A 22,610-nucleotide genomic window follows, 5' to 3' on the forward strand; every position below is an offset into this window, starting at 1 on the left:
GGATTGGGAAGCAGCTTCATCATGGAGATGAATGTGAAGAAAGCATTGACGGAAATGGGGAAGACAGCCGAGGTGGATCATACGGATTTGGCATCAGCAAAAACGGTTCAGGCCGATATTTTCCTGGGAGCGGCGGATATTGTCGGTCAGCTGGATGATGGAACCCGGACGATCGTCACACTGGAAAACATGATGAGCATTCCTGAAATCACATCGAAATTGGCTTCACATCTATAAGAAGAAAACATAAAGAAGAGGGGGAGAGGCAATGCTGGAACTTATCATGAATGACATCTTGGGCACACCTTCCATACTTGTGGGGCTGTTTGCCCTCATCGGACTGCTGTTACAGCGGAAGTCCAGTGCGGATGTCGTATCTGGAACGCTAAAAACCGTCATGGGCTTCATTATCATCGGAGCGGGAGCGGCAGTGCTCATTGGCGCACTTGATATATTCAGTAAAATGTTCGATCATGCATTCAACGTACAAGGCGTCATACCGAATAACGAAGCCATTGTCGCAGCCGCCCAAAGTGATTTTGGGACTTCGACTGCACTTATCATGGTATTTGGGATGGTTGTCAATGTTTTGCTTGCTCGTTTCACGCCATTTAAATATATATTTTTAACGGGACACCATACCTTATTCATGGCTTGTTTACTTGCAGTCACCTTATCCGTCGGCGGGCTCAGCGGATTTCCGCTTATCTTGGTCGGCTCCATTCTATTAGGAGTATGCATGGTGTTGTTCCCAGCCCTCCTTCAGCCATACGTACGGAAGATTACCGGCAGCGATGATTTTGCCATCGGCCATTTCGGGACAATCGGATATTTCGTATCCGCGACTGTGGGAAAATGGTTTGGAAATAAGGAAAAAACGACAGAGCAAATCAAGGTTCCAAAGTCTTTAGGATTCCTGAGGGACACATCGGTCGCTGTATCGCTTACGATGACGATGTTCTTCGTGATCGTCGCATTGTTTGCCGGGCAGAACTATATTGAAACGGAATTATCCGGCGGTTCGAACTTCATCGTATTCTCTTTCATCCAGGCGATAACATTTGCTGCAGGAGTCTACATCATCCTTGCAGGAGTACGGATGTTAATTGCTGAAATCGTCCCTGCATTCAAAGGGATTGCCGATAAAGTGGCACCGAATACAAAACCTGCATTGGACTGTCCGACCATCTTTCCATTCGCTCCAAATGCAGTGATCATCGGGTTTCTATTCAGTTTCCTGGCTGGACTATTATCCATGTTCCTCCTTCCGGCACTTGGATTGAAAGTAATCGTGCCGGGGCTCGTACCGCATTTCTTCACCGGAGCTGCAGCAGGTGTTTTCGGAAATGCCACGGGAGGCAGACGCGGAGCGATGCTTGGATCGTTTGCCAACGGACTCATCATCAGTTTCCTGCCGGCAATACTCCTGGTCTTCTTGGGGGATGTAGGGTTTGAAGGCACCACATTTGGTGATTCGGACTTCGGTGTGGTAGGTCTCTTGATCCTGAGTGTCATGAAACTTTTAGGATTATCCTAAACTGTTATACTGATAAGGTACAGAAATAAAAATATATGAATGAAACCAACAGCCTAAGATCTTATAGATAATGGGCTGTTGGCATTTTCATCATCATTCTGATTTTTGAGGTGATTGGCATGGCCAACAAAGCAATTGTGCTCGATTTGGATGGCACGACATTGAACGAAAGAAATACTGTGAATGAGACGCTGGAACAATACATAGGCGAACTTAGGGAAAGCGGTAAGCTGATTTTCATTGCAACAGGAAGAACGCTGGAAGAGGTGAGGGACGTTTTGCCGGCCGGCATGGAGGCCGATGGAATGGTCACCGCCAATGGAATGTCCGTATTCATCGGAAAGGAACAGATTGTCGAACACGCCCTGTCGACGGAACTTGTCGAAGAATTGGTCGCCAAAGCAGGAGCGGAAGAGATTTTTTACGAAGTTCATCCGAACGAAGGAACACGGATGGCATTACTTAAAGATAAAGACTATATGGTTAAACAAGGTTTGATACCAAAACCTGAGACAGTCGATGAAAATGAATGGCTATCAAGACAGGATGCAGTCGAAGACAAAATAAGATGGTCAGAACAACTGGATATAAGCAGCGTCGCCAAGATTTACTTTTTCAGCAATGAAATGGATACGATTCGAAAATGGAAAGCGGAGTTGGGGAAAATCAAGCAGTACAATGCCTTTACCACAGCTTCCTCCACCCATCATAATGTAGAAGTGACCGTGGAAGGCATCACAAAAGCAACAGGCGTTCAACTGCTGCTGAAACATTTTCAGCTAGCACCCGAAAATATCCTGGCAGTAGGCGATGGCGAAAATGACCTCCCGCTATTTAAACTCGCCGGACATTGCGTTGCCATGAAAAACGCCACTGACCTAGTCAAAGAACAAGCCGATGAAGTGACGGAGTATTCATATCGAGAAGATGGACTGTATCGCTTTTTAAAGGCTAAGTTTCACTGAAACCTGGAAGAGCGAGTGTCTTACGTTCCAAACAACGTGTAAGTTTTGACAACTTAATTATGTCTACAAAAGGGTTCCGGAATGGTATCATTCCGGACCTTGATATTAAACAAGATTCCTTAATGGTTTTAAACTGTTTGGAACCCTCAAAGGATTGAAGAAATTTGCGACACTCCTGCCGAATAACTGGCTAGCCGGGACCCCACAGACGCTTGCTTTGATGCGGCTTGGCAGACAGCCGGCGGAAAGGGAGCGGATTTCTGAAATCAACGCCGAACGTGTTTTGAAATTGTATGCAATGTCTACGTCTGGAGCCCATCTATAAAGATCGGCTCTTTTTCCTATAGGATAAGATAAGCAACAAACGCTTACTTTAAATCCTCATATTTTCCGAAAAGTACAACCTGATGCAATCCAAAACCCAAAACAGTTCCATAACTGGAAGTAAAATTTTAAATATTATGATATATTAAAGGGAAATCATAATGTTTATATTGATATAAATACGTTATTTTAGTTTCCTAGGATAACAATTACTAGACGTAGAAAGGATTTATGAAGCATGAAGAGAGTGACGACAGAAGATGTGGCCAAAATAGCGGGTGTTTCACAATCAACCGTTTCCAGGGTGCTGAATGATTACCCCTATATTAAGAAAAATACGCGTGACAAGGTTCTTGCTGTAATCAATGAACTGGGATTTACAAGGGATGAAATAGCCAGAAGCCTCGTTGAAAAAAGAACCAAATCAATAGGGTTGATATTGGGGAGCATTTCAAATCCATTCTTTGCCGAAACGGCGGAAGTCATCATAGAAAGGGCACAAGAATTAAAATATGATGTCATCGTTTACAACACGGGGCATAAAGATGAAAACTTGGAACAAGCCATTAATTTGCTGATTGGCAAAAGGGTAGAGGGAATCATACTTACAAGCGTTAGTAAAAATTATACTGAAAAAATTAAGAAGTTACATGATAATGGATTTCCCGTATTATTATATAATAGTTTCCTCGATATCAAGGACGTTAATTTTATCGTAATGGACAATAATAAAGGTGCCAGGCTCGCTGTTCAGCATCTAATAAAATTAGGACATAAAAAAATAGCGAAAATATCCGGCCCATCCAAATACTTGGCAACATATGAGCGAACGGTGGGTTATAAAGAAGAGATGATGGAGAACGGGTATGAAATTGATGAAGGCTTGATTTTCAATAGCGAATTTTCCTATGACAAGATTTATTCATTTACAAAAAAACTGCTGAAAAAGAAGGACAGGCCGACTGCAATCATAGCCGCATCCGATCAGATGGCTCTCGCAGTCCTAGATGCAGCTTCAAGCCTGAATTTGAAAATCCCTGCTGATTTATCGGTTGTTGGGTTTGATAATATAAGATTGTCCGCTAATGAATTCATAGGGCTGACCACAATATCCCAACAAATGGATCAAATGTCTTTAACAGCTCTGGAAAAATTAATCTATCTCATTGAAAATAAAGAAACATCATCTTCATCCATACAAATTTTCCTTAAGCCTGAACTGATGGTCCGTAAAACAACAGGGCCAGCCCCCGTACAAGATTAAGGGGAATGGCCGGTTTTGGATCGGACCTTATGTGTATTCACTTTCATAAAAATCGGGAATTTTTAAAATTTTACTATTTACAAAAGTCAGAAAGTTGTTTATATTTTAATTTGTAATCGCTAACAAGTATTTTGCATCATTTTGAATACGTATTCAAAATCAAAATGCAAAATGAAAAATCGCCTCGTTGAGGTAAAGATAGGTGATAGATTGGATATAAATCATTTATTTAATTTAAGCGGTAAAGTGGCCGTCATAACAGGTGCAAGTAAAGGAATCGGTAAAGACTTAGCCCATTTGCTTGCGCAGGCCGGTGCCGATATAGCGATAGTTGCCCGCAATAAACAGCAACTTGAAGAAGCAGCACATGAAATCGGGCAAACCGGTGTAAATGTTTTACCCGTTGCATTTGACTTAACAAAGGTTGAAGAAACGGCACAAGTAATGGAAGGGATATACAAACACTTCGGTAAGATTGATATTTTAATAAATAATGCAGGAATAAACGTGGCAAAGCCAGCTGAAGTGTTGACATCGCAAGAGTGGGACACCGTCCTGGACATTAATTTAAAAAGTGTATTTTTTACGAGCCAAGCGGCAGGGAAGTATATGATCGACCAAAAAAAAGGCAAGATCATAAACATGTCTTCGCAAATGGCATTCGTCGGTTATTACAAACGGGCTGCATACTCCTCCAGTAAAGGAGGAATTACACAGCTGACGAAAGCGCTTGCGATAGAATGGGCACCGCATCAAGTCAAGGTCAATGCCATTGCTCCAACCTTCATTGAAACACCTATGACCAAGCAGATGTTTGAAGATGAAACGTTCAAAGCTGAAGTATTGAGCAGGATTCCGCTTGGCAGACTTGCTAAAACGGAGGATTTATTTGGCGGCTTGGTCTATCTGGCATCAGATTGTTCAGATATGATGACAGGTCAAACATTGGTGGTCGATGGCGGTTGGACTGTCTGGTGAGTTTTTTGAATACGTATTCAAAAGGAGGGTGAATGATGTCTATAGCTCAAAATATAATCCAGGATTTTCGAATGCCGACAGTTTTCCGGGTTGGTGTTGGGGCATTTACGACGTTAGTAAAGGAAATCGAAGAGCTGGGAGCCAAGAAGGTTGCGATTGTAAGTGACAAGGGTCTGGAAAAAGTTGGAGTTGTTCAAAAAGTGTTGGATCATATTAAGCCTCTATCCGTACCAACCATTACATATACGGAGATCTCGGGAGAGCCGACGTTTCAGCTATTGAAGGAGGCTGTACGAACGCTGGATGCCGAAAAATGTGATGTAATCATCGGAATCGGCGGGGGTAGTGCACTGGATGTAGCAAAAGCAACAGCAGCTTTATGCGGGAAAGAAGATATAACAAGTTATCTAAACGGTGAAAAAGTGGTGAAATCGAGAGCGGTTAAATGCATTCTTTTGCCGACAACTTCAGGAACAGGTTCGGAAGTGACGATGAATGCCATTTTTGGTGATGAAGAGCAGCAAGTAAAAAGAGGGATCGTAAGCCCGGTATTCCTTCCGGATGTAGCGATCATCGATCCGGAATTGACCATTTCCTGCCCGGCACGAGTTACTGCGGCATCAGGGGTGGACGCCTTTACACATGCCATTGAATCTTATATTGCCACCAAGGCTACACCGCTTACGAAAGTTTATTCAGAGAAAGCAATGAAACTATTTCCTTCGAACATTACGAAAGCTGTCCATAACGGAAATGATTTGGATGCACGGACAGGAATGAGCTGGGTTAGTTCATTAGCGGGTGTGGCTCTAGCAAATGCAGGGGTTGGGGCGGTTCATGCACTGGCCTATCCGCTAGGCGGTAAATATCATATTGAGCATGGTGTCGCAAATGCCCTTTTAATGCCTTTCGTTTTCGAAGTGATTGGGAAAACATGCACGGAAGAAATGATGAAGGTAGCGTCCTTTTTACAGCTGGGTGATTTCAAATCACAGCCAAGCGAAGCATTGAAGGCAGTTGTTGATTATATGTATCAGCTTCTGGAGGATCTTGATTTACCTACATCGTTATCAGAACTTGGGATTGAAGAGGACTCATTACCGATGCTGGCGGAACAGGCGGCCAAAATTGATCGCTTGCTATCGAACACTCCTTATAAGCTAAATGAACAAAAGATTCTCGGAATCTATCAAAGTTCCTTTAAAGGAAGGGTGGGAAACTGACTTGATCACGACAAATTCCGATAAAAAGAGATTATACATCGGCGGCGAGTGGCTGGAAGGAAATGATCATTACGATCTTCGGTCTCCTTATTCCGGAAAAGTGATCGCGCAAGTGCCTTTGGCAGTAAAGGAGACGGTACTAAAAGCGATAGAATGTGCGGAACAAGGTGCAAAAGAAATGAAAAAGCTAACAGCCCTTGAGCGCTCCAATATCTTGGAACGTGCAGCCGAAATTTTCAAGGAAAGACTTGAGGAATGTGCATTAATACTCGCTAAGGAAAATGCTAAGCCATTAAAGGCGGCAAGGGGCGAAATTTTACGCACGATTGAAACATACAAGTTTGCAGCAGAAGAGGCAAAACGGATTCATGGTGAAACGATTCCGATGGATGCCGCTAAAAATGGCAAAGGCCGCTTTGCTTATACAAAGCGTGAACCGCTCGGCGTCATTGCTGCCATCACACCATTTAACTTTCCATTTAATTTAGCTGCACATAAGCTTGGTCCCGCGTTTGCTGCAGGCAACTCGGTCATTTTAAAACCGGCTTCACAGACACCGCTTAGTGCATTGGCCGCAGCCGGAATTTTTGAAGAAGCAGGTTTACCTAAAGGCGCCCTGAATGTTGTCACAGGTAAAGGAAGCGTCGTCGGCAACGTATTGGTCACTGATCCGAGAATTAAAATGGTCACATTTACAGGAAGTGTCGAAGTCGGTTTGGGGATCAAAGAAAGAGCTGGCTTGAAAAAGGTGACATTGGAGCTTGGTTCCAATTCTGCTGTCATCATCGACAGTGCTGCTGACTTGGATGCCGTTGCACAGCGCTGTGTCGAAGGTTCCTTTGCCTATTCAGGTCAGGTTTGCATCTCTGTCCAACGAATTTATGTACAGGAAGATTTATATGAGTCATTTTTGCAAAAGTTTACCGAAAAGACGAAGCAGCTAAAATTTGGAGATCCGGAATCAGAAGATACAGATCTTTCCGCGTTAATCGGTATAAATGAAGCAAAACGAGTGGAAGGGTGGATCGAATCGGCTAGAAAAGCTGGAACGGAAATCGCATATGGCGGTCAAAGAACAGATGCAATCCTTCACCCAACCATTATCAAAAATGCGGGGGCAACACAGGAAGTAAGCTGCCAAGAAGCATTTGCCCCCATCGTTTCAGTCAATTCCTATAAAACATGGGATGAAGCCATCGACCTTGTGAATGATTCTTTATACGGCCTCCAAGCAGGCGTCTATACGACTTCGATGCCAAAAGCTTTTGATGCTGTTGAACGGCTTGAGGTCGGAGGTGTCATCGTGAATGACATACCATCATTCAGGGTGGATCACATGCCATATGGCGGAGTGAAAAACAGCGGGACTGGCAGGGAAGGGATTAAGTATTCAGTCGAGGAAATGACTGAATTAAAACTAGCCGTCTTTACTCTCTAATTAGCGCGGTCATGAAAATAAAAAAATTAACGAACACGGAAGGGGAAATTAAATTGTCAGTACAAGAACCTAAAGTAAAAAAAGCGGTAACGAATGAGGAAATGGAAAACAATTGGATCGTCCGTTTTGATCAAATGAAATCAAAAGGAATACCATTAATGTTCATTGATAGTATCATTCCGGGTCATCAACGTATCAACTATACATTGATTGGGGATACAGCAAGCGAAAATGATAATTTCACACCTGAAATTACCGAGCCGCATGGTTTTCAAATCGGAATGGTGAAGGCCCAGAAAGGAAACGGTCCTGCTTACCATACGCATGATTACATTGAATCCTTCCTTCCTCTCTCAGGAAAATGGCGTTTCTACTGGGGGAAGGGTCCTGATGAAATTGATGGCGAAACGATCATCGATCAATGGGACTTAATTTCATTACCGCCAGGCTTATGGAGAGGTTTCGAAAACATCAGTGAAGAAGATGCTTGGATCTTCGCCGTTCTTGAACAACATAAAGTATTTGATGGAAAAGACCCTTACTGGTCTCCAAAAGTGATCAAGGATGCAGCTGAATACGGATTCTTTGCCAATGATTTAGGCAAAATGATTAAACCGGATAACTTTGAAGAACTTGAAAAGGAAATTGCCGATAAATTGAAAATGGGTGAAAAATAAGGATGGATAAAGTACCGCTCATTTTGCTTCCGGGTACGCTTTGTGATGAGCGTCTATGGGAAATGGTGAACCTATCAGATCTAGCAGATGTGAAAGTCTGTAATGTATCGAAGGCTGATACTATAGAAGGAATCGCAAAGTCGGTATTGGAAGAGGCACCTGATAAGTTTGCACTTGCAGGCTTATCCCTGGGTGGCATCATTTCTCTGGAAATCATGCGAATAGCACCGGAACGGGTCATAAAGCTAGCGTTGCTTGATACGAATCCAAACCCTCCCCAGCCTGAACAAATAACAGGCTGGGAGAGGTTCATCGAAATGGCGAATAATGGCCAATTTCTCGATATTACACGCAATTATCTTCTCCCGGTGTTAATCCATCCAGACCGGAGAAATGATGAAGCATTAGTTTCAAAGATCATCGATATGGCTGAAATAGTCGGCAAAGAAGGGTATATCAATCAGTTAAAAGCCGTGATGACGCGCTCTGACCAACGTCCCATCCTTGCTGCTATTGAATGCCCGACCATGATTTTGGCAGGAAAGGAAGACAGGGTATGTCCTGTTCACATGTCTGAATTTCTAAAAGAGAACATCCCGGCGGCGAGTCTTGAAATCATTAGTCATTCGGGTCATTTAAGTACGTTAGAACAGCCTGAAAAAGTGAGCGCTGCAATGAGGAAATGGTTGTCAGGTAATTGAAGTGCCGGGCACTGGACGTGATTTTGCAGCATGGCACGAGATGCAGTCTGCAGAAAGAGAGGGAAGACGATGAAGAATAATGCCATAAAGGACAAAATCAAACGCGGGGAACAAGTTCTTGGTGCATTTTTAGGGATAAATTCCCCGCCAATAGTCGAAATGCTCGGTTATGCCGGCTTTGATTTCGTCGTAATAGATGACGAGCATGGTGCATTCAGTGCATCAGAGCTTGAAAACATTATCCGTACGGCAGATTCTGTTGGGGTTGTCCCGATCGTCCGGGTTTCATATGACCCTTCCAGTATTCAAAAGGCTTTAGATCGCGGAGCAAAAGGTGTACAAGTACCGATGGTCAATACAAAAGAAGAGGCACTTGAGGTAGTTAAGCGGGCTAAATTCCCTCCATATGGAAATAGAGGAGTATCGTATTCCACCAGACCGGCGCGTTACGGAAAAGATGGCGGAAAACCCTATTTAGATGAGAGTAATGAAAATGTTATGATAATTGTGCATATTGAAACGCAAGCTGCAGCAAACAATTTTGAAGACATTGCAACAGTTCCTGGTATTGATTTGGCATTTATCGGTTCTACAGACCTCTCGGTGAACATGGGATACCAACTAGAAGGCGCAAAACATCCTGAAGTGCAAAAGGTCATCGATGAACTGTTCATAAAAGGGAAAGAGCTCGATATGCCAATTGGTACCGTAGCCAGTAACAGCGCTGCCGCTAATGCGGCTTTTGACAAAGGCGCCCAATATGTCGGGGTCATATTGAATAATGTGATTACGTCTGCGTTAAATGATGTTGTCTCAGCAAGCAAGGCCACTCAATCTGTTAAATGACTTTACAAGAAGTACAGCATTTTGACGAAACTACTTTATACGAAAAGGATGGTAATAATGGCAGAAAAAAAGACAGGTTCAGTGCAAGTAGCTCCAAAAGAAGAAAAAACAACAATGAATGCAAGCCAACCGGTCAAGAAAACACCGAACTTCATCTTCTATGCGGATGCTGAAGACGTTAATATGCTCGATACAAAAGATGACTATGATTACATTAATATAGAAGAAACGAATCAAAAGAAACAGAGAATGAACGGCTTTGACCCGGAATACAACAACATCGTTGATTATATTGTGAAAATCACACGGCAAATCTGGAAAGAGAAAGACATCGGACTTATTTACGATACGTATAGCACAAGCATATCCGTTCATAAAGGGTTGATCAATAGCCATGGGGTTAACGAAGTCATCTCAGGTACGCTGCAAACACTGCATGCTTTTCCGGATCGGAAGGGGCTTGGATGGAGTGTAATCTGGTCAGGGGATGATGAAGCAGGATTTTTCACTTCACACCGGGGCCGTTCTGTTGCAACGAACCTTGGAGATAGTTTATACGGTCCTGCCACTGGAAAGAAAGTGATGTTCAGAACAAGCGCTGATTGTATGATCTTAAATAATAAGATTTACGAAGAATGGCTTGTGATGGATACATATCATCTGGTCCTGCAACTTGGCTTGGATCCGGTCGAGTTTGCTAAAAAAATGGCTAAAAGTACGCAGAAGCTTGCTCCTGCTATACAGTTTGGATTTAAAGAGACAGCAGAAACAGGGCTACCTCCAAAACTATTCACGCCATCCTCTGATGAGTTCGAGATAGGGGAGTTCATGCAGCTTGTATTCAATCGAATTTGGGCTCGGCGCTCATTTAACTTTGTTCGGGAATATTATGAGGAAAATGCAGTCGTTCATTATGTCTGCAACAAGGATGTAATCGGCGTAAGTGAAATTCAAGGTATGTTCATGAGCCTCTTTGCCTCCATACCGAATGGGAAGGTGATTCTTGAGAGGGTAACTTGTAATAGACGCGGCTCTGACAGTGATTGGGATGTAGCGGTTCGCTGGAGAATACAAGGCGTGCACGAAGGAACGGGATACTTCGGAGCCCCTAGCGGAAAAGCCATTGATATTGCCGGCATCAGCCACTATAAAATCCGTAATGAAAAAATCTCGGAGGAATGGCTATTGTTTGATGGAATGGAAGTGTTGCGTCAAATCTATTTGCCAGATGAAAACGAATCACAACAAGATGGGGAAACCACAATGGATGATGGGAATTTTACCGGCGTATCATGATTGCCAGTTGACGGCTGTGCTGCAGCCGTCTCTTCACTAAACAACGATTAGGGGGAAAATAGGATGGAATATATGAAAAAAGCGGACGTATTTGAACAGACCTCTTCACATGACGTGGAACAAACGGTGAAGTCGATTATTGAACATGTAAAAGCAGGCGGGGATGATGCCGTACGGGAATATGAAAAAAAATTCGGTGATTCCGATCGTCCGGTCCGGGTTAGTGAAGAGGAGATCGAGCATTGTATCAGGACTCTTCCAGAAGAGGTAAAGGTGCTGATCGATCGAGTCGTGGAAAGAGTATCCGATTTTGCTAAAGCACAGTTGAGCTGCCTCACTCCATTCGAAAAGGATTTTGGCGAGGGTATTAAGATGGGGCATAGAATCGTACCGATCGAAAAGGTGGGGGCTTATGTTCCAGGAGGGAGATTCCCGTTATTATCATCAGGACCCATGGTCGTTGCACCGGCAAAGGTAGCAGGAGCAAAAAGAATCGTTGCAGCAAGCCCGGCCAATTATGAAGGCGGTATCCATCCGGCCGTTTTATATGGCTTGATCCGCTCCGGTGCTACAGACATTTTTGCAATTGGCGGGGCGCAGGCCATCGCTGCCATGGCATATGGAACCGAATCCATCCCGGAAGTGGATATCATCGCTGGACCAGGAAACCGGTTTGTAGCAGAAGCAAAACGTCAAGTGTTCGGTAAAGTAGGCATAGACCTTATTGCAGGACCAAGTGAAGTGATGGTTTTTGCTGATGATTCGGCTTCACCTCAGAAAATAGCGGCCGATTTACTTGCGCAGGCAGAACACGATCCGTACGCACGGGCCATTCTTGTCACAACGTCCAGAACGGTTGCCGAAGAAACGGAAAAAGCAATCGAAGGCTTTTTGAAAACCTTCTCACCATCTTCCCCTGCACACGAATCATGGGAAAAAAGAGGGGAAATCATTTATGCAGATTCATTACAAGAAGGACTGGATATTTGCAATGATTATGCCATTGAACACCTGCATTTGCATATCAAAAATAGCCGCGAATTGATGGATAAACTAAATAATTATGGATCATTATTCCTTGATGAAGGCAGTTCCGTCGTCTTCTCTGACAAAGTCTCTGGAACGAACCATACATTGCCGACTCAAAAGGCAGCAAGATATACAGGGGGACTTTGGGCAGGAAGTTATGTGAAGGTCATGACACATCAGGAAATCACAGGTCAGGGCATTCAATTCCTGGCATCCCATGCGGAAGATCAATCCGAAATCGAAGGCTTGGAAGGCCATAAATTATCTGCCACTGTCAGGTTGACAGAATGTGCTTCTAAATGATTATGATTGCTGAAAACGCATTCAATTAAGGACATGCTGCAGCCCTTGAAGAAATGGATACTCCCACTCTGCCTGAAATGAGTGCCAGGTGGATGGGCTGTATCTGCAGATTAGATTTTAACCCTGGAAAATATACGAGAATATGTGTAAATACTAATAGCATCGCCTTTTTGTCCAGTGGGACGAGAGGGAGGGGAATGAAAGGGTGGAATATATGGACAAAACTAATAAAATTAATAATCGGAAAGAAACCATCTTATTCTTTATCATTAGCTTGTTGTTCTTTGTCACCATTACCGCATTTGATCCATTTATCTCCTCTTATGCTAAAGATCTGGGGTTCGATTCAGTTATTATAGGCAGTATAATCGGAATTTCAGGGATTGTGGCCTTATTGACACGACTTCCGATAGGTGTATTTTCGGATATGCTGCATAAACGAAGATTGTTTATCCAAATGGGGTTGCTGATAACGATTGTAATGTGGACACTAGCCTTTTTTATACCAAATGCTACCACATTGTACCTTGGGAAAATTTCGGATGGTTTAACTGGTTCCACCTGGGTTATTTACAATGTTATGTTCGCTTCTTATTTTGGTGTGAAGGAAGCTGCAAAAGCAGTGGCGATATTGGGTGTTGCATCGCCGGTTGGCTCCATACTAGGGACAACAATCGGTGCATTAGTGGCCAATAGTTATGGGTATCGGTATAGCTTTTTAGTAGCGGTGGCCGCCGCCATACTTGCGTTTGTTTTAACATTTTTCACAAAAGACCTCAGCATTAAAGGGGTAAAGGTAAAATACGATAAAAAAATACTTGTCGAGCAAATCACCGATAAAAAAATCTGGGTCATTTCCGTTTTGGCAACGATTGCTTTGATGGTCACCATTGGAACAAGGGATACGTTCACACCTTTAGTTGCAACCGACCTTGGAGCCAATCCGCTATTGATTGGCATGCTGGCAAACACACACCTGATCATATATGGCTTAGCCGCAGGATTATGCGGAGCCCTTTTTTATAAAAAAATCGGTTTAATGAATACGGCGATTTTGGGAGCGGTATTACAAGGGGTCATCATCATATTGATTCCTTATGCTGAAAATTTAACGATGCTTTTTCTATTGCAGGCATTCCAAGGTTTTGGTTACGGGCTGATCTTTACGGTCGTCACTTCCTGGGCTGTTGAAAATATCCCGGAGATTAAACAATCTACGAGAATGGGCCTGTTCCAAAGTTTATATTCGGCTGGAATGTTTTTGGGACCCGTCCTAATTGGCATCTTGATTGAAGTGTTTTCAAGATCCACAGGTTACCTGATCATGGGGGCATTATCAATTGCTTCAACCATTCTTATCAAAACCTCCATAAAACGCTCAAAAAAAGAAGCTTCCAATGAAGAATTTCCTCTTGAAGAGATGCTGATTAATAGAAAATGATTCTTTGAAACAGGAAAGAGCAGACCTTAACGGGTTTGCTCTTTTTTAGTTTGAGTCGGATCCTATATTAAATAAAACCAATTAGTTAATATTTGAGTTTATAGACAAAAAATGTTTTACCTGAAATTTCAAAACAAAGTTGATGGGAGCGAGTGCCCTACGTTCCAATCGACGCTGGTAAATCTTGATAATCTAAGACTATCATAGGGTCCAATTTACTTCACGTTATCAATAAAATGCATGCAGATTGTCTTAATGGCCATAATGATTTTTATTCACAAAATTTCATTAATATTGACCGTATCAATCTATGACTTTATCATAACAGCAGGATAATGATAATCATTTTCAATTATGATTAACTCGTGAAGAAGGTATAGATGACGGGAAGGGTGCAAATATGAGGGAATCTAGAAAAGTAAGAACGTTTGGGGGAGGAGCATTCATTCTGTTACTTGCGATTATGGTGATGTTATCAGGATGTAATAATTCTCCAAAAACAACGGAAGCAGAGAAGACTTCTGCTGAAACAAGTAATCAAGAAATAAGGACAATTAAGCATGAAATGGGAGAAACGGAAATCAAAGATACTCCGAAAAAAATAGTTACGCTTGAGCTATCTTTCGTTGATTCTTTAAATGCCCTAGGGATAAAACCTATCGGGATTTCAGATGACAACAAAAAAGAGATGATAGTAAAACTTGTAGGTCAAGAGATGGATTATACTTCTGTAGGAACACGTGAGCAGCCTAATTTAGAGGTGATCAGTTCTTTACAGCCGGATTTAATCATTGCAGATGCTGAGCGGCATAAAGGGATTTATAAGGATTTACAGCAGATTGCACCTACCATCGTTTTAAAAAGCCGGGAATCTACCTATCAAGAAAATCTGGATTCATTTAAAACGATTGCAAAGGCAGTAAACCAGGAAGATGCTGCAGCAAAAAGATTGAACGAGCATGAAAAAACGATTAAGGAACTTAAATCAAAGCTTACTGTTGATTCAAATATGACGGTTTTACCAGCAGTTGTACGAGATACTTCATTCCAAGCCCATACTTCATCTTCTTATGATGGAGAATTGCTTGAGCGCATGGGATTGAAAAATGCCATTCAGCAGGAACTGCCACATGCCGAGATGAATCTGGAACAGCTTGTCGAGATTGATCCGGATGTGCTGCTTTTAGCGAACAATGAGGGTAAGTTACTTACTGATGAGTGGAAAGACAATCCTCTTTGGAAAGACTTGAAGGCTGTAAAAAACGGACAAGTATATAGTGTTGATCGAGATTTATGGACGAGATACCGCGGTGTTGTATCCGCAGAGGCCATTGCTAAAGACACTTTAAAAATGCTTGGAGAAGAATAGACGAACAAAAGCGAAGTAAGAGATCCCATTCTTACTTCGCTTTCCATTAGGTTTAAATTTTGTCAGGAAGTGTGTTGTATGGTCAATGGAAACTGTAGGTAGAAGTAAACTGAAAGTATTATGTACGGCTATAGCTGGAATCGTTTTGTTAATTTTAGGCATCCTGGCGAGTATTTCTGTGGGAGCGGCCGATATTGATGCATCAATGGTTTTGAAGTCCTTTTTTGATGCCGACTCGTCCAAGGAACAGACTATTATCAGGACTCTTCGATTGCCACGAGCTTTAGTTGGGGCGTTGGTCGGTGCTAATTTAGCGGTAGCGGGTGCTCTCATGCAGGCTATTACCCGGAATTCATTAGCTTCTCCGCAAGTGTTTGGTGTTAATGCCGGTGCCTCATTTTTTATTGTGTCAGCTTTTGTTTTCTTTCCTAACCTTTCTTCCGTGTCTCTAGTTTGCGTTGCATTCATTGGTGCAGCAATGGGAGGGATGGCAGTCTATTCTTTTGCTTCGGGAGGAGGAATGTCCCAAGTGAAGCTGGCATTGGCTGGAATGGCTGTTCACTTTTTTTTATCTTCTTTAACGCAAGGCATGATCATATTTAGTGAACAAGCGAAAGATGTGCTCTATTGGTTAGTCGGGTCTATTAATGGAAAAACATGGGCGCACGTGAACATGATCCTTCCTTGGTCTCTTTTCGGTCTGCTTGCTGCTGCCATGTTCTCTCGCTCAGTTTCCATCCTTGTCTTAGGAGAAAATATGGCGCAGGGACTTGGGCAGCGGGTGTACCGAATCCGTATTTTGGCAGGATCTTCGGTTGCCGTCGCAGGCCCAGTGGGATTTGTGGGATTGATCATTCCTCATATCGTCAGGAGACTGGTGGGCGGGGATTATCGAAGGATCATCCCTTTTTCTGCATTATTCGGCGCTTTACTCTTAGTTTACGCAGATATTCTCGCACGTTTCATCGCTTATCCTTTTGAGTCGCCGGTAGGCATCGTAACCGCTATGATCGGTGCGCCATTCTTCCTTTATTTAGCGAAGAGAGGGAGGAATATTAAGCAATGAAACTAAAACGGACATTTGGGTTGAAATCAACTTTGCCCCCTTATTCCATTATCCTGTTGCTGACGGTTACCGTGCTGATTTTAGCAATCGTGAGCCTGGGCTTAGGGGCCATTTATATTTCACCTTTAGAAATTCTTCAAAATTTCCTTGGAAATGGCATGCAAAGCCAGACATTCATTCTGCATAACTATCGCATACCGCGCATTCTAATTGCCGTGATAGTGGGGGCCGGATTGGCAACGGCCGGGGCCATTCTGCAAGGAGTCCTTCGAAATCCGCTGGCTTCTCCAGATGTGATTGGGGTAACAAAAGGGGCCGGATTGGCAGCAGTTATCGTCATTGTTTTATTTCCGCAATCGCCCATTTTCATACTGCCTCTTTCAGCATTTATCGGAGCGGCGGTCATGGCGGCCATTTTGATGATATTTGTTTATAAAAAAGGAGCACAACCAAATACGATAGCTTTGGTCGGAATCGCTTTAGGCGCCATATGTCAAGCTGGCATAGAGTATTTCATGGTCAAGTTCCCGGATGATGTAAACACGACACTGCTGTGGTTGACTGGCAGTCTATGGGGAAGAGGATGGGATCAAGTATTCATTTTGCTTCCATGTCTTGTGCTTGTACCGGTATTGATTGCATTAACTTCTAAAATGGATGTACTGAGCCTTGGAGACGATATAGCCACAGGTCTCGGTGAAAGGTCAAAATTACTGCGTTATATATTGTTAAGCGTTTCTGTCATATTGATCGGAGTCTGTGTAGCTGCGGTTGGTTCCATCGGGTTCATTGGTTTGATCGCTCCCCATATTGCAAGGAGAGTGGTAGGGTCAAAATTCAAGGTTTTACTTCCTGCTTCAGCTCTTTTTGGTTCGATCTTTCTACTTGTTGCCGATAGCCTGGGAAGAGGATTATTCCCTCCAATAGAAATCCCCGCCGGAATTATCACTGCGGTGATTGGTGTACCATATTTTTTATATCTATTGCGCCGTGAAAGAAAAATAACATAAGGAAGGCTGAATATCATGACAACATTATCAGCAGAGCATCTTTCGCTCTCTTATGGGGCAACTCAAATCATTGATAATATCGATTTGGAAATTCCTGAAGGTAAGATCAGTATAATCATTGGTTCCAATGGTTGTGGCAAATCTACGATTCTGCGGTCTCTAGCTAGATTATTGATGCCGCAGCAAGGCACGATCTATTTAGATGGAAAGGCCATTCATCAGCAATCTTCCAAAGAAGTGGCCAAGAAATTGGCCATCTTGCCCCAAGCTCCGGAAGCTCCGGAAGATATAACCGTTAAAGAACTATGCTATTATGGCAGGCATCCGCACAAAGGCTTATTTTCCAGACAAACCCCAGAAGATCATAGGATTGTCGACCGTGCCTTATCAGCAACAAAAATGACGGAGTTCGCTGATCGGACATTGGATGCATTATCTGGAGGACAAAGGCAAAGAGCATGGATTTCGATGGCCTTGGTACAGGATACCGACCTTTTACTGTTAGATGAACCGACAACCTATCTGGATTTAGCGCACCAAATTGAAATATTGGAATTACTGCGCGATTTAAACGAAACGTATGGACGCACGATTGTCATGGTTCTGCATGATTTGAATCAAGCGGCACAGTATGCCGATCATCTGATTAGCATCAAGCAGGGAAAAATCTATAAAGAGGGACCGCCTGAAACGGTATTCACAAAAGAGATGATCAAGGACGTTTTCAGACTGGAATGCTGTATTATTGAAAACCCTGTTGATCAAACGCCTCTATGCATTCCCATTGGTTTATCTCAGGATTAGAAAAACTAGCGCCGGCCGTGCAGAAGTAATTAAGTCAACATATTCATTGTTGGCTTTTTTGCTAATATACGAAGGAATGTTGGATAGGGGTTGTTAAGATATTTTAGATCAAGAGGTTAAATGTTAAAATGGAAAGACTTATATATTAAAGGAGACAACTATTTTGGAAGCCAAATGTATTACATTCTATGAATTTGGGGATCCGCAAACGGTTTTAAAAGTTGAAAATAAATGTATTCAAAAACCTTTCGAGGGGGAAGTCCTTGTTCGGATGATCACACGTCCCATTAATCCGTCTGACTTGCTGCCCATTCGCGGTGCCTATTCCCACAGAATCCCCTTGCCTTCCATACCTGGTTATGAAGGGGTCGGCATTGTTGAAGAGGTGGGTCCAGCAGTTTCGAAAGAGCTGATAGGCAAGCGTGTTCTGCCTTTGCGCGGTGAAGGGACCTGGCAGGATTATGTTAAAACATCAGCGGAGCTGGCGATCGTCATTCCGGATTCGATTGAAGATCATATAGCAGCGCAATTATATATAAACCCGATAACCGCATGGCTTATCAGTACAGAAGTATTAACTTTGAAACCGGATGATGTATTACTCGTAAATGCTTGCGGATCTTCCATTGGCCGTATACTCGCCCAGTTATCCAAGATTCTTGGATTTAAGCTGATTGCTGTAACGAGAAACGATAAGTATACGGAAGAACTGCTTGAACTTGGTGCGTCATATGTGATCGATACGTCCCGATCATCATTGCAGGATACAGTGATGGAAATGACGAATGGGCGCGGCGCGAAAGCGGCCATAGATTCAGTGGGCGGCATCGATGGTTCAGAACTAGCTTTTTGTGTACGGCCTAATGGCATCTTATTAACGATTGGCCTTTTATCAGGACAGTCTGTGAATTGGGCGAAAATTTCACAAAGGACAAAAGTGGATGTTAAAATGTTTCATCTTCGGCATTGGAATCAGCAGGCTTCCGTTCGAACTTGGCATGAAACATTTAACCTTTTGATGGGGTTCATTGCAGATGAAAAGTTGAAGTTCATGATGCCGGATTCCCACTACAGCCTTCAAGATGTTCAAGAAGCGATTATTGTCACGAGCAATAAAGGGAAGATATTTTTAAGCAGCTGATTTCGCAAAGGATAACCACTTAATTGAAGGAAGCATTCATCTTGGTGCTCTTCCAATAGGTTCCTAAGGTAAAGGGAAATGGCCCCTGATAATATGGAATTACTTGATTACCTGTAAGGTGCTAGTTTAGAATGCGGAATAGGACATGTTGATACTGATACGACTTTGGAGGAAATACTTATGAAAACAATATATGTGGATGCTACATTTTTTACGATGGACAAGGAAAACCAAATCATTGAAAACGGCATGATGATTGTACAAGATCATACCATATCCTACATCGGCCAGCATGATGAACAACAATTGGCAGATGCAGATCAAGTGGTCAACCTTGGCGGGAAATGGATCATGCCAGGCCTTGTGAATGCCCATTCGCATATTGTAATGACCCTTTTACGCGGTATCGGGGACGATATGCTGCTGAAGCCATGGCTTGAAACGAAAATATGGCCGATCGAAAGCCAGTTTACAACGGAAATCGCCTCTGTAAGTTCACAGCTAGGCATTATGGAAATGATGAAATCAGGAACCACGACATTTTCGGATATGTTCAATCCTAATGGAATAGATGCCGGTGCTGTCATGGAGACGATAGGCGAAACAGGAATGCGCGGAGCCTTTTCCTATACGATCTTCAGCTTGGGTACCGAAAAAGACCAGAAAGCGAACCTCATGGGGGCTGAGCAGTTTTCAAAAAACTATAAAGCATTTGCCGATGGCCGCCTGACCACCATGGTCGCACCGCATAGCCCATATGCCTGCACACCTGAAGCGATCATGGAAAGTGCACGAATTGCGAAAGAGAATGATTTGATGGTGCACATCCACGTATCGGAAACGGACTTTGAGATCCTCGATATCGAAAAACGGTACGGATCCCGTCCTGTCGAGCACCTTCGCCGTCTAGGCCTGTTCGATCAGCCTACAGTGATGGCACATGGAGTGGTCCTTAATGATGAAGAGCGGGCGATCCTAAAACAGCATGATGTTCGCGTTGCCCATAATCCGATCAGTAATCTGAAGCTCGGATCTGGGATAGCAGATGTCGTCAGCCTTCTTGATGCAGGCATTAAAGTGGGAGTGGCAACAGATGGCGTCGCCTCCAATAACAACTTCGATATGTTCGAAGAAATGAGGACAGCCGCATTACTGCAAAAAGGAATGTATAAGGATGCCACAAAATTCCCTGCCCAAACAGCACTCGCCATGGCCACAAGAATGGGCGCCGAAGCGATAGGCATGGGTCACACAGGGTCACTGGAAGCTGGTAAAAAAGCGGATTTCATCACCATTTACCCATATAACAAAGAACACCTGCAGCCACTGAGTGAAGCCTATTCGCACCTGCTCTATGCAGCACGCGGAAATGACGTATGTGATGTTTACATCGATGGCAAAATGGTCGTGAAAGATGGCCGCTGCTTAACGATCGATGAAGAAAAAGTAATCGCCGAAACCAATCGTCTGCAAGGCACCCTATCAAGATAACACTGATGGGAGAACAACCGGATGCACAGAAGAAGGAGCTGCCATTTGCAGCTCCTTTTTTTTATGGGGGGAGTAATTATTTAGAATGGCAGTAAAAAAGGAATGGCCGCTAGTATTGTGGAATAAATGGTTTACTTAGAAATCCGTTGTGTGTCCAGTTACGAAGTAAGCCAGCTAAAAATAGTAATATAATGGGGACGGCAAAAACGGTTAAAAACGAGATAATGCCGCTGACCGCAAGATGAGCCAACTGCTAATCAGCAAGCAGCTGGATAAAAAAACTTAAATCGCATGGTTCATGAATTACTGAAAATCTACGTATTAATTATTCACGATTTTCCTATTTGGTTTCTTCGAGGGAAATGGTTGAAAAAGGAGGATAAGATGAATGGACAGGGAATCTTCATTATTAAAAGAGCATTTGTATCAGCTGGAGGAGAAATTGTTAAAATCTGAAGTTCGTACATCTCCAGAAGTACTTTCATCATTATTGAAAGATGATTTCTTTGAGTTCGGCAGTTCAGGTAACATATGGATAAAAAGTGATTTTATGGGGCAAGAGGGAGCCGGAGCGGTGAACATGACACTAAGTCAATTTGAGATGCATCCATTGTCTGATGATACCGTGCTAACTACATACCGGATTTTTGATGAAGATAAGCTGGAACATACCTTAAGAAGTTCAATTTGGAAGTGTGCGAATGGAAGATGGCAAATGTTTTTTCATCAAGGCACAAAAACAAAAGGGCTCCTTTAAGCCCTTTTTTTTTATGAAAAAGAAAGTTTTCCCTGCTTGAAAACTATTTCACTAAAATGATAGGGGTGGATGAAGTTGATCTTTCGGACCATTGATACGGACAAAGATAAAGATACTATCATTAATTTCCGGAAAGATTCCTTTGTTGTAAGTTTTGGAACTGATGCTGGTTTGGGAGATGAACATGCATATCTGCAACGAATGGAAGAAAGGGTCCGCAAATTTCCGGATGGACAGGTGATCATTGAAAAGGACCAAGAACCGATTGGACAAATGGAACTTCAAATTCGGGAGTATGAAGGAACTGAAATTGGCTATGTGAATCTATTTTATCTTATTCCCGAATACCGCAGTAAAGGCCTTGGCAAGGAATTGGTTCGCTACGCAGAAAACTTTTTCAGGCAATTTAATGTATCCGAATATCACTTAAGGGTTTCTCCGGATAATCAAAGGGCGATTTCTTTATATACGAATTCAGGCATGGTGAAGATAAGGGAAGAAAATGAAAAATACCCTGTATGGAGAATGAGTAAATCATTATATTAATATAATTAAAAAGTATCGATTCACTATACTATGAAACTATTTATCGCGATGAAAAATATGGTTGACTTTAGTGGAATTAGAATATATAGTGAAGGACATAATTAAATATAACGTTAATTCTTATCAAGAGATGTGGAGGGACTTGGCCCTATGATACCTCGGCAGCGGGTTTTTACTTTTGTAAAAATACTGTGCTAATTCCAACGGACGAAAGTTTGAAAGATAAGAAGGAGCTTTTCTTAGATAATTAATTTTAAGAGTTTACTCTTTTTTATGTCTAAAAGAGGCCTCTTCTGTCTGATGACGGAAGAGGCCTCTTTTGTTTATTCAAAATGTATATGGTTATTTGGAGAATTGGTGCAATTACTCGTGAATTTCGCAGATTTACTCGTGAGTTTGGTGCA

Annotated in this window: 21 protein-coding genes and 1 riboswitch; all 21 genes read left to right on the plus strand. The window is 42.7% G+C overall.

All coding sequences use genetic code 11. The features are described from left to right. Positions 1–237 (plus strand): PTS sugar transporter subunit IIB (locus ADA55_RS26290; RefSeq protein ID WP_065421237.1); only part of this gene is annotated, 237 nt, incomplete at its 5' end. A 31-nt stretch (positions 238–268) separates the two neighbouring features. Then, entirely contained in the window at positions 269–1,537 is a 1,269-nt protein-coding gene (locus ADA55_RS26295) for a PTS ascorbate transporter subunit IIC (protein ID WP_048689424.1), read from the plus strand. A gap of 119 nt (positions 1,538–1,656) precedes the next feature. Next, a complete protein-coding gene (locus ADA55_RS26300; protein ID WP_065421238.1) occupies positions 1,657–2,502 on the plus strand; it encodes an HAD family hydrolase in 846 nt (281 codons plus the stop codon). A 562-nt stretch (positions 2,503–3,064) separates the two neighbouring features. Continuing rightward, positions 3,065–4,090: a LacI family DNA-binding transcriptional regulator gene (locus ADA55_RS26305; RefSeq protein WP_048689428.1), complete on the plus strand. Its 1,026-nt coding sequence runs from the start codon at positions 3,065–3,067 to the stop codon at positions 4,088–4,090. 210 nt (positions 4,091–4,300) lie between these two features. Next, positions 4,301–5,068: an SDR family NAD(P)-dependent oxidoreductase gene (locus ADA55_RS26310; RefSeq protein ID WP_226990550.1), complete on the plus strand. Its 768-nt coding sequence runs from the start codon at positions 4,301–4,303 to the stop codon at positions 5,066–5,068. 35 nt (positions 5,069–5,103) lie between these two features. Next, positions 5,104–6,291 carry an iron-containing alcohol dehydrogenase gene (locus ADA55_RS26315; RefSeq protein WP_226990551.1) on the plus strand — a complete coding sequence of 396 codons (1,188 nt, stop codon included), beginning with the start codon at positions 5,104–5,106 and terminating at the stop codon, positions 6,289–6,291. 4 nt (positions 6,292–6,295) lie between these two features. Beyond that, positions 6,296–7,729 carry an aldehyde dehydrogenase family protein gene (locus tag ADA55_RS26320; RefSeq protein ID WP_048689478.1) on the plus strand — a complete coding sequence of 478 codons (1,434 nt, stop codon included), beginning with the start codon at positions 6,296–6,298 and terminating at the stop codon, positions 7,727–7,729. 53 nt (positions 7,730–7,782) lie between these two features. Continuing rightward, positions 7,783–8,406 carry a hypothetical protein gene (locus ADA55_RS26325; protein ID WP_063594732.1) on the plus strand — a complete coding sequence of 208 codons (624 nt, stop codon included), beginning with the start codon at positions 7,783–7,785 and terminating at the stop codon, positions 8,404–8,406. A gap of 2 nt (positions 8,407–8,408) precedes the next feature. Further along, entirely contained in the window at positions 8,409–9,107 is a 699-nt protein-coding gene (locus ADA55_RS26330; RefSeq protein ID WP_048689433.1) for an alpha/beta fold hydrolase, read from the plus strand. Positions 9,108–9,176: 69 nt separating this feature from the next. Further along, the gene (locus ADA55_RS26335) at positions 9,177–9,953 is read left to right on the plus strand and encodes an HpcH/HpaI aldolase family protein (RefSeq protein ID WP_048689435.1); all 777 of its coding nucleotides are present in this window, start codon (positions 9,177–9,179) and stop codon (positions 9,951–9,953) included. Between the two features lie 57 nt (positions 9,954–10,010). Further along, complete coding sequence (locus ADA55_RS26340) at positions 10,011–11,249, plus strand: ester cyclase (RefSeq protein WP_048689438.1); 1,239 nt, start codon at positions 10,011–10,013, stop codon at positions 11,247–11,249. Between the two features lie 63 nt (positions 11,250–11,312). Next, positions 11,313–12,581, plus strand: a complete 1,269-nt coding sequence (gene hisD, locus ADA55_RS26345; RefSeq protein ID WP_048689441.1) for a histidinol dehydrogenase — start codon at positions 11,313–11,315, stop codon at positions 12,579–12,581. 214 nt (positions 12,582–12,795) lie between these two features. Then, the gene (locus tag ADA55_RS26350; protein ID WP_072273850.1) at positions 12,796–14,022 is read left to right on the plus strand and encodes an MFS transporter; all 1,227 of its coding nucleotides are present in this window, start codon (positions 12,796–12,798) and stop codon (positions 14,020–14,022) included. 400 nt (positions 14,023–14,422) lie between these two features. Next, the gene (locus ADA55_RS26355; RefSeq protein ID WP_048689448.1) at positions 14,423–15,391 is read left to right on the plus strand and encodes an ABC transporter substrate-binding protein; all 969 of its coding nucleotides are present in this window, start codon (positions 14,423–14,425) and stop codon (positions 15,389–15,391) included. 85 nt (positions 15,392–15,476) lie between these two features. Further along, on the plus strand, positions 15,477–16,457 hold the full coding sequence (locus tag ADA55_RS26360; protein WP_048689451.1) for a FecCD family ABC transporter permease: 981 nt from the start codon (positions 15,477–15,479) through the stop codon (positions 16,455–16,457). Further along, positions 16,454–17,467: a FecCD family ABC transporter permease gene (locus tag ADA55_RS26365; protein WP_048689454.1), complete on the plus strand. Its 1,014-nt coding sequence runs from the start codon at positions 16,454–16,456 to the stop codon at positions 17,465–17,467. Before ADA55_RS26360 ends, ADA55_RS26365 begins: the two co-directional genes overlap by 4 nt. Positions 17,468–17,482: 15 nt before the next feature. Further along, positions 17,483–18,271, plus strand: a complete 789-nt coding sequence (locus ADA55_RS26370; protein WP_048689457.1) for an ABC transporter ATP-binding protein — start codon at positions 17,483–17,485, stop codon at positions 18,269–18,271. A gap of 163 nt (positions 18,272–18,434) precedes the next feature. Continuing rightward, positions 18,435–19,412, plus strand: coding sequence for a zinc-dependent alcohol dehydrogenase family protein (locus ADA55_RS26375; protein WP_048689459.1), 978 nt, complete (start codon positions 18,435–18,437; stop codon positions 19,410–19,412). 180 nt (positions 19,413–19,592) lie between these two features. After that, positions 19,593–20,903: an amidohydrolase family protein gene (locus ADA55_RS26380; protein ID WP_048689462.1), complete on the plus strand. Its 1,311-nt coding sequence runs from the start codon at positions 19,593–19,595 to the stop codon at positions 20,901–20,903. A 388-nt stretch (positions 20,904–21,291) separates the two neighbouring features. After that, the gene (locus ADA55_RS26385) at positions 21,292–21,660 is read left to right on the plus strand and encodes a DUF4440 domain-containing protein (RefSeq protein ID WP_048689464.1); all 369 of its coding nucleotides are present in this window, start codon (positions 21,292–21,294) and stop codon (positions 21,658–21,660) included. Positions 21,661–21,729: 69 nt separating this feature from the next. Further along, positions 21,730–22,206, plus strand: a complete 477-nt coding sequence (locus ADA55_RS26390; protein ID WP_065421239.1) for a GNAT family N-acetyltransferase — start codon at positions 21,730–21,732, stop codon at positions 22,204–22,206. A gap of 117 nt (positions 22,207–22,323) precedes the next feature. Beyond that, positions 22,324–22,435, plus strand: a riboswitch (SAM riboswitch). The last annotated feature ends 175 nt before the right edge of the window (positions 22,436–22,610 follow it).

The organism is Bacillus sp. 220_BSPC (genome assembly GCF_001054655.1).
Taxonomy (GTDB): domain Bacteria; phylum Bacillota; class Bacilli; order Bacillales; family DSM-1321; genus Peribacillus; species Peribacillus frigoritolerans.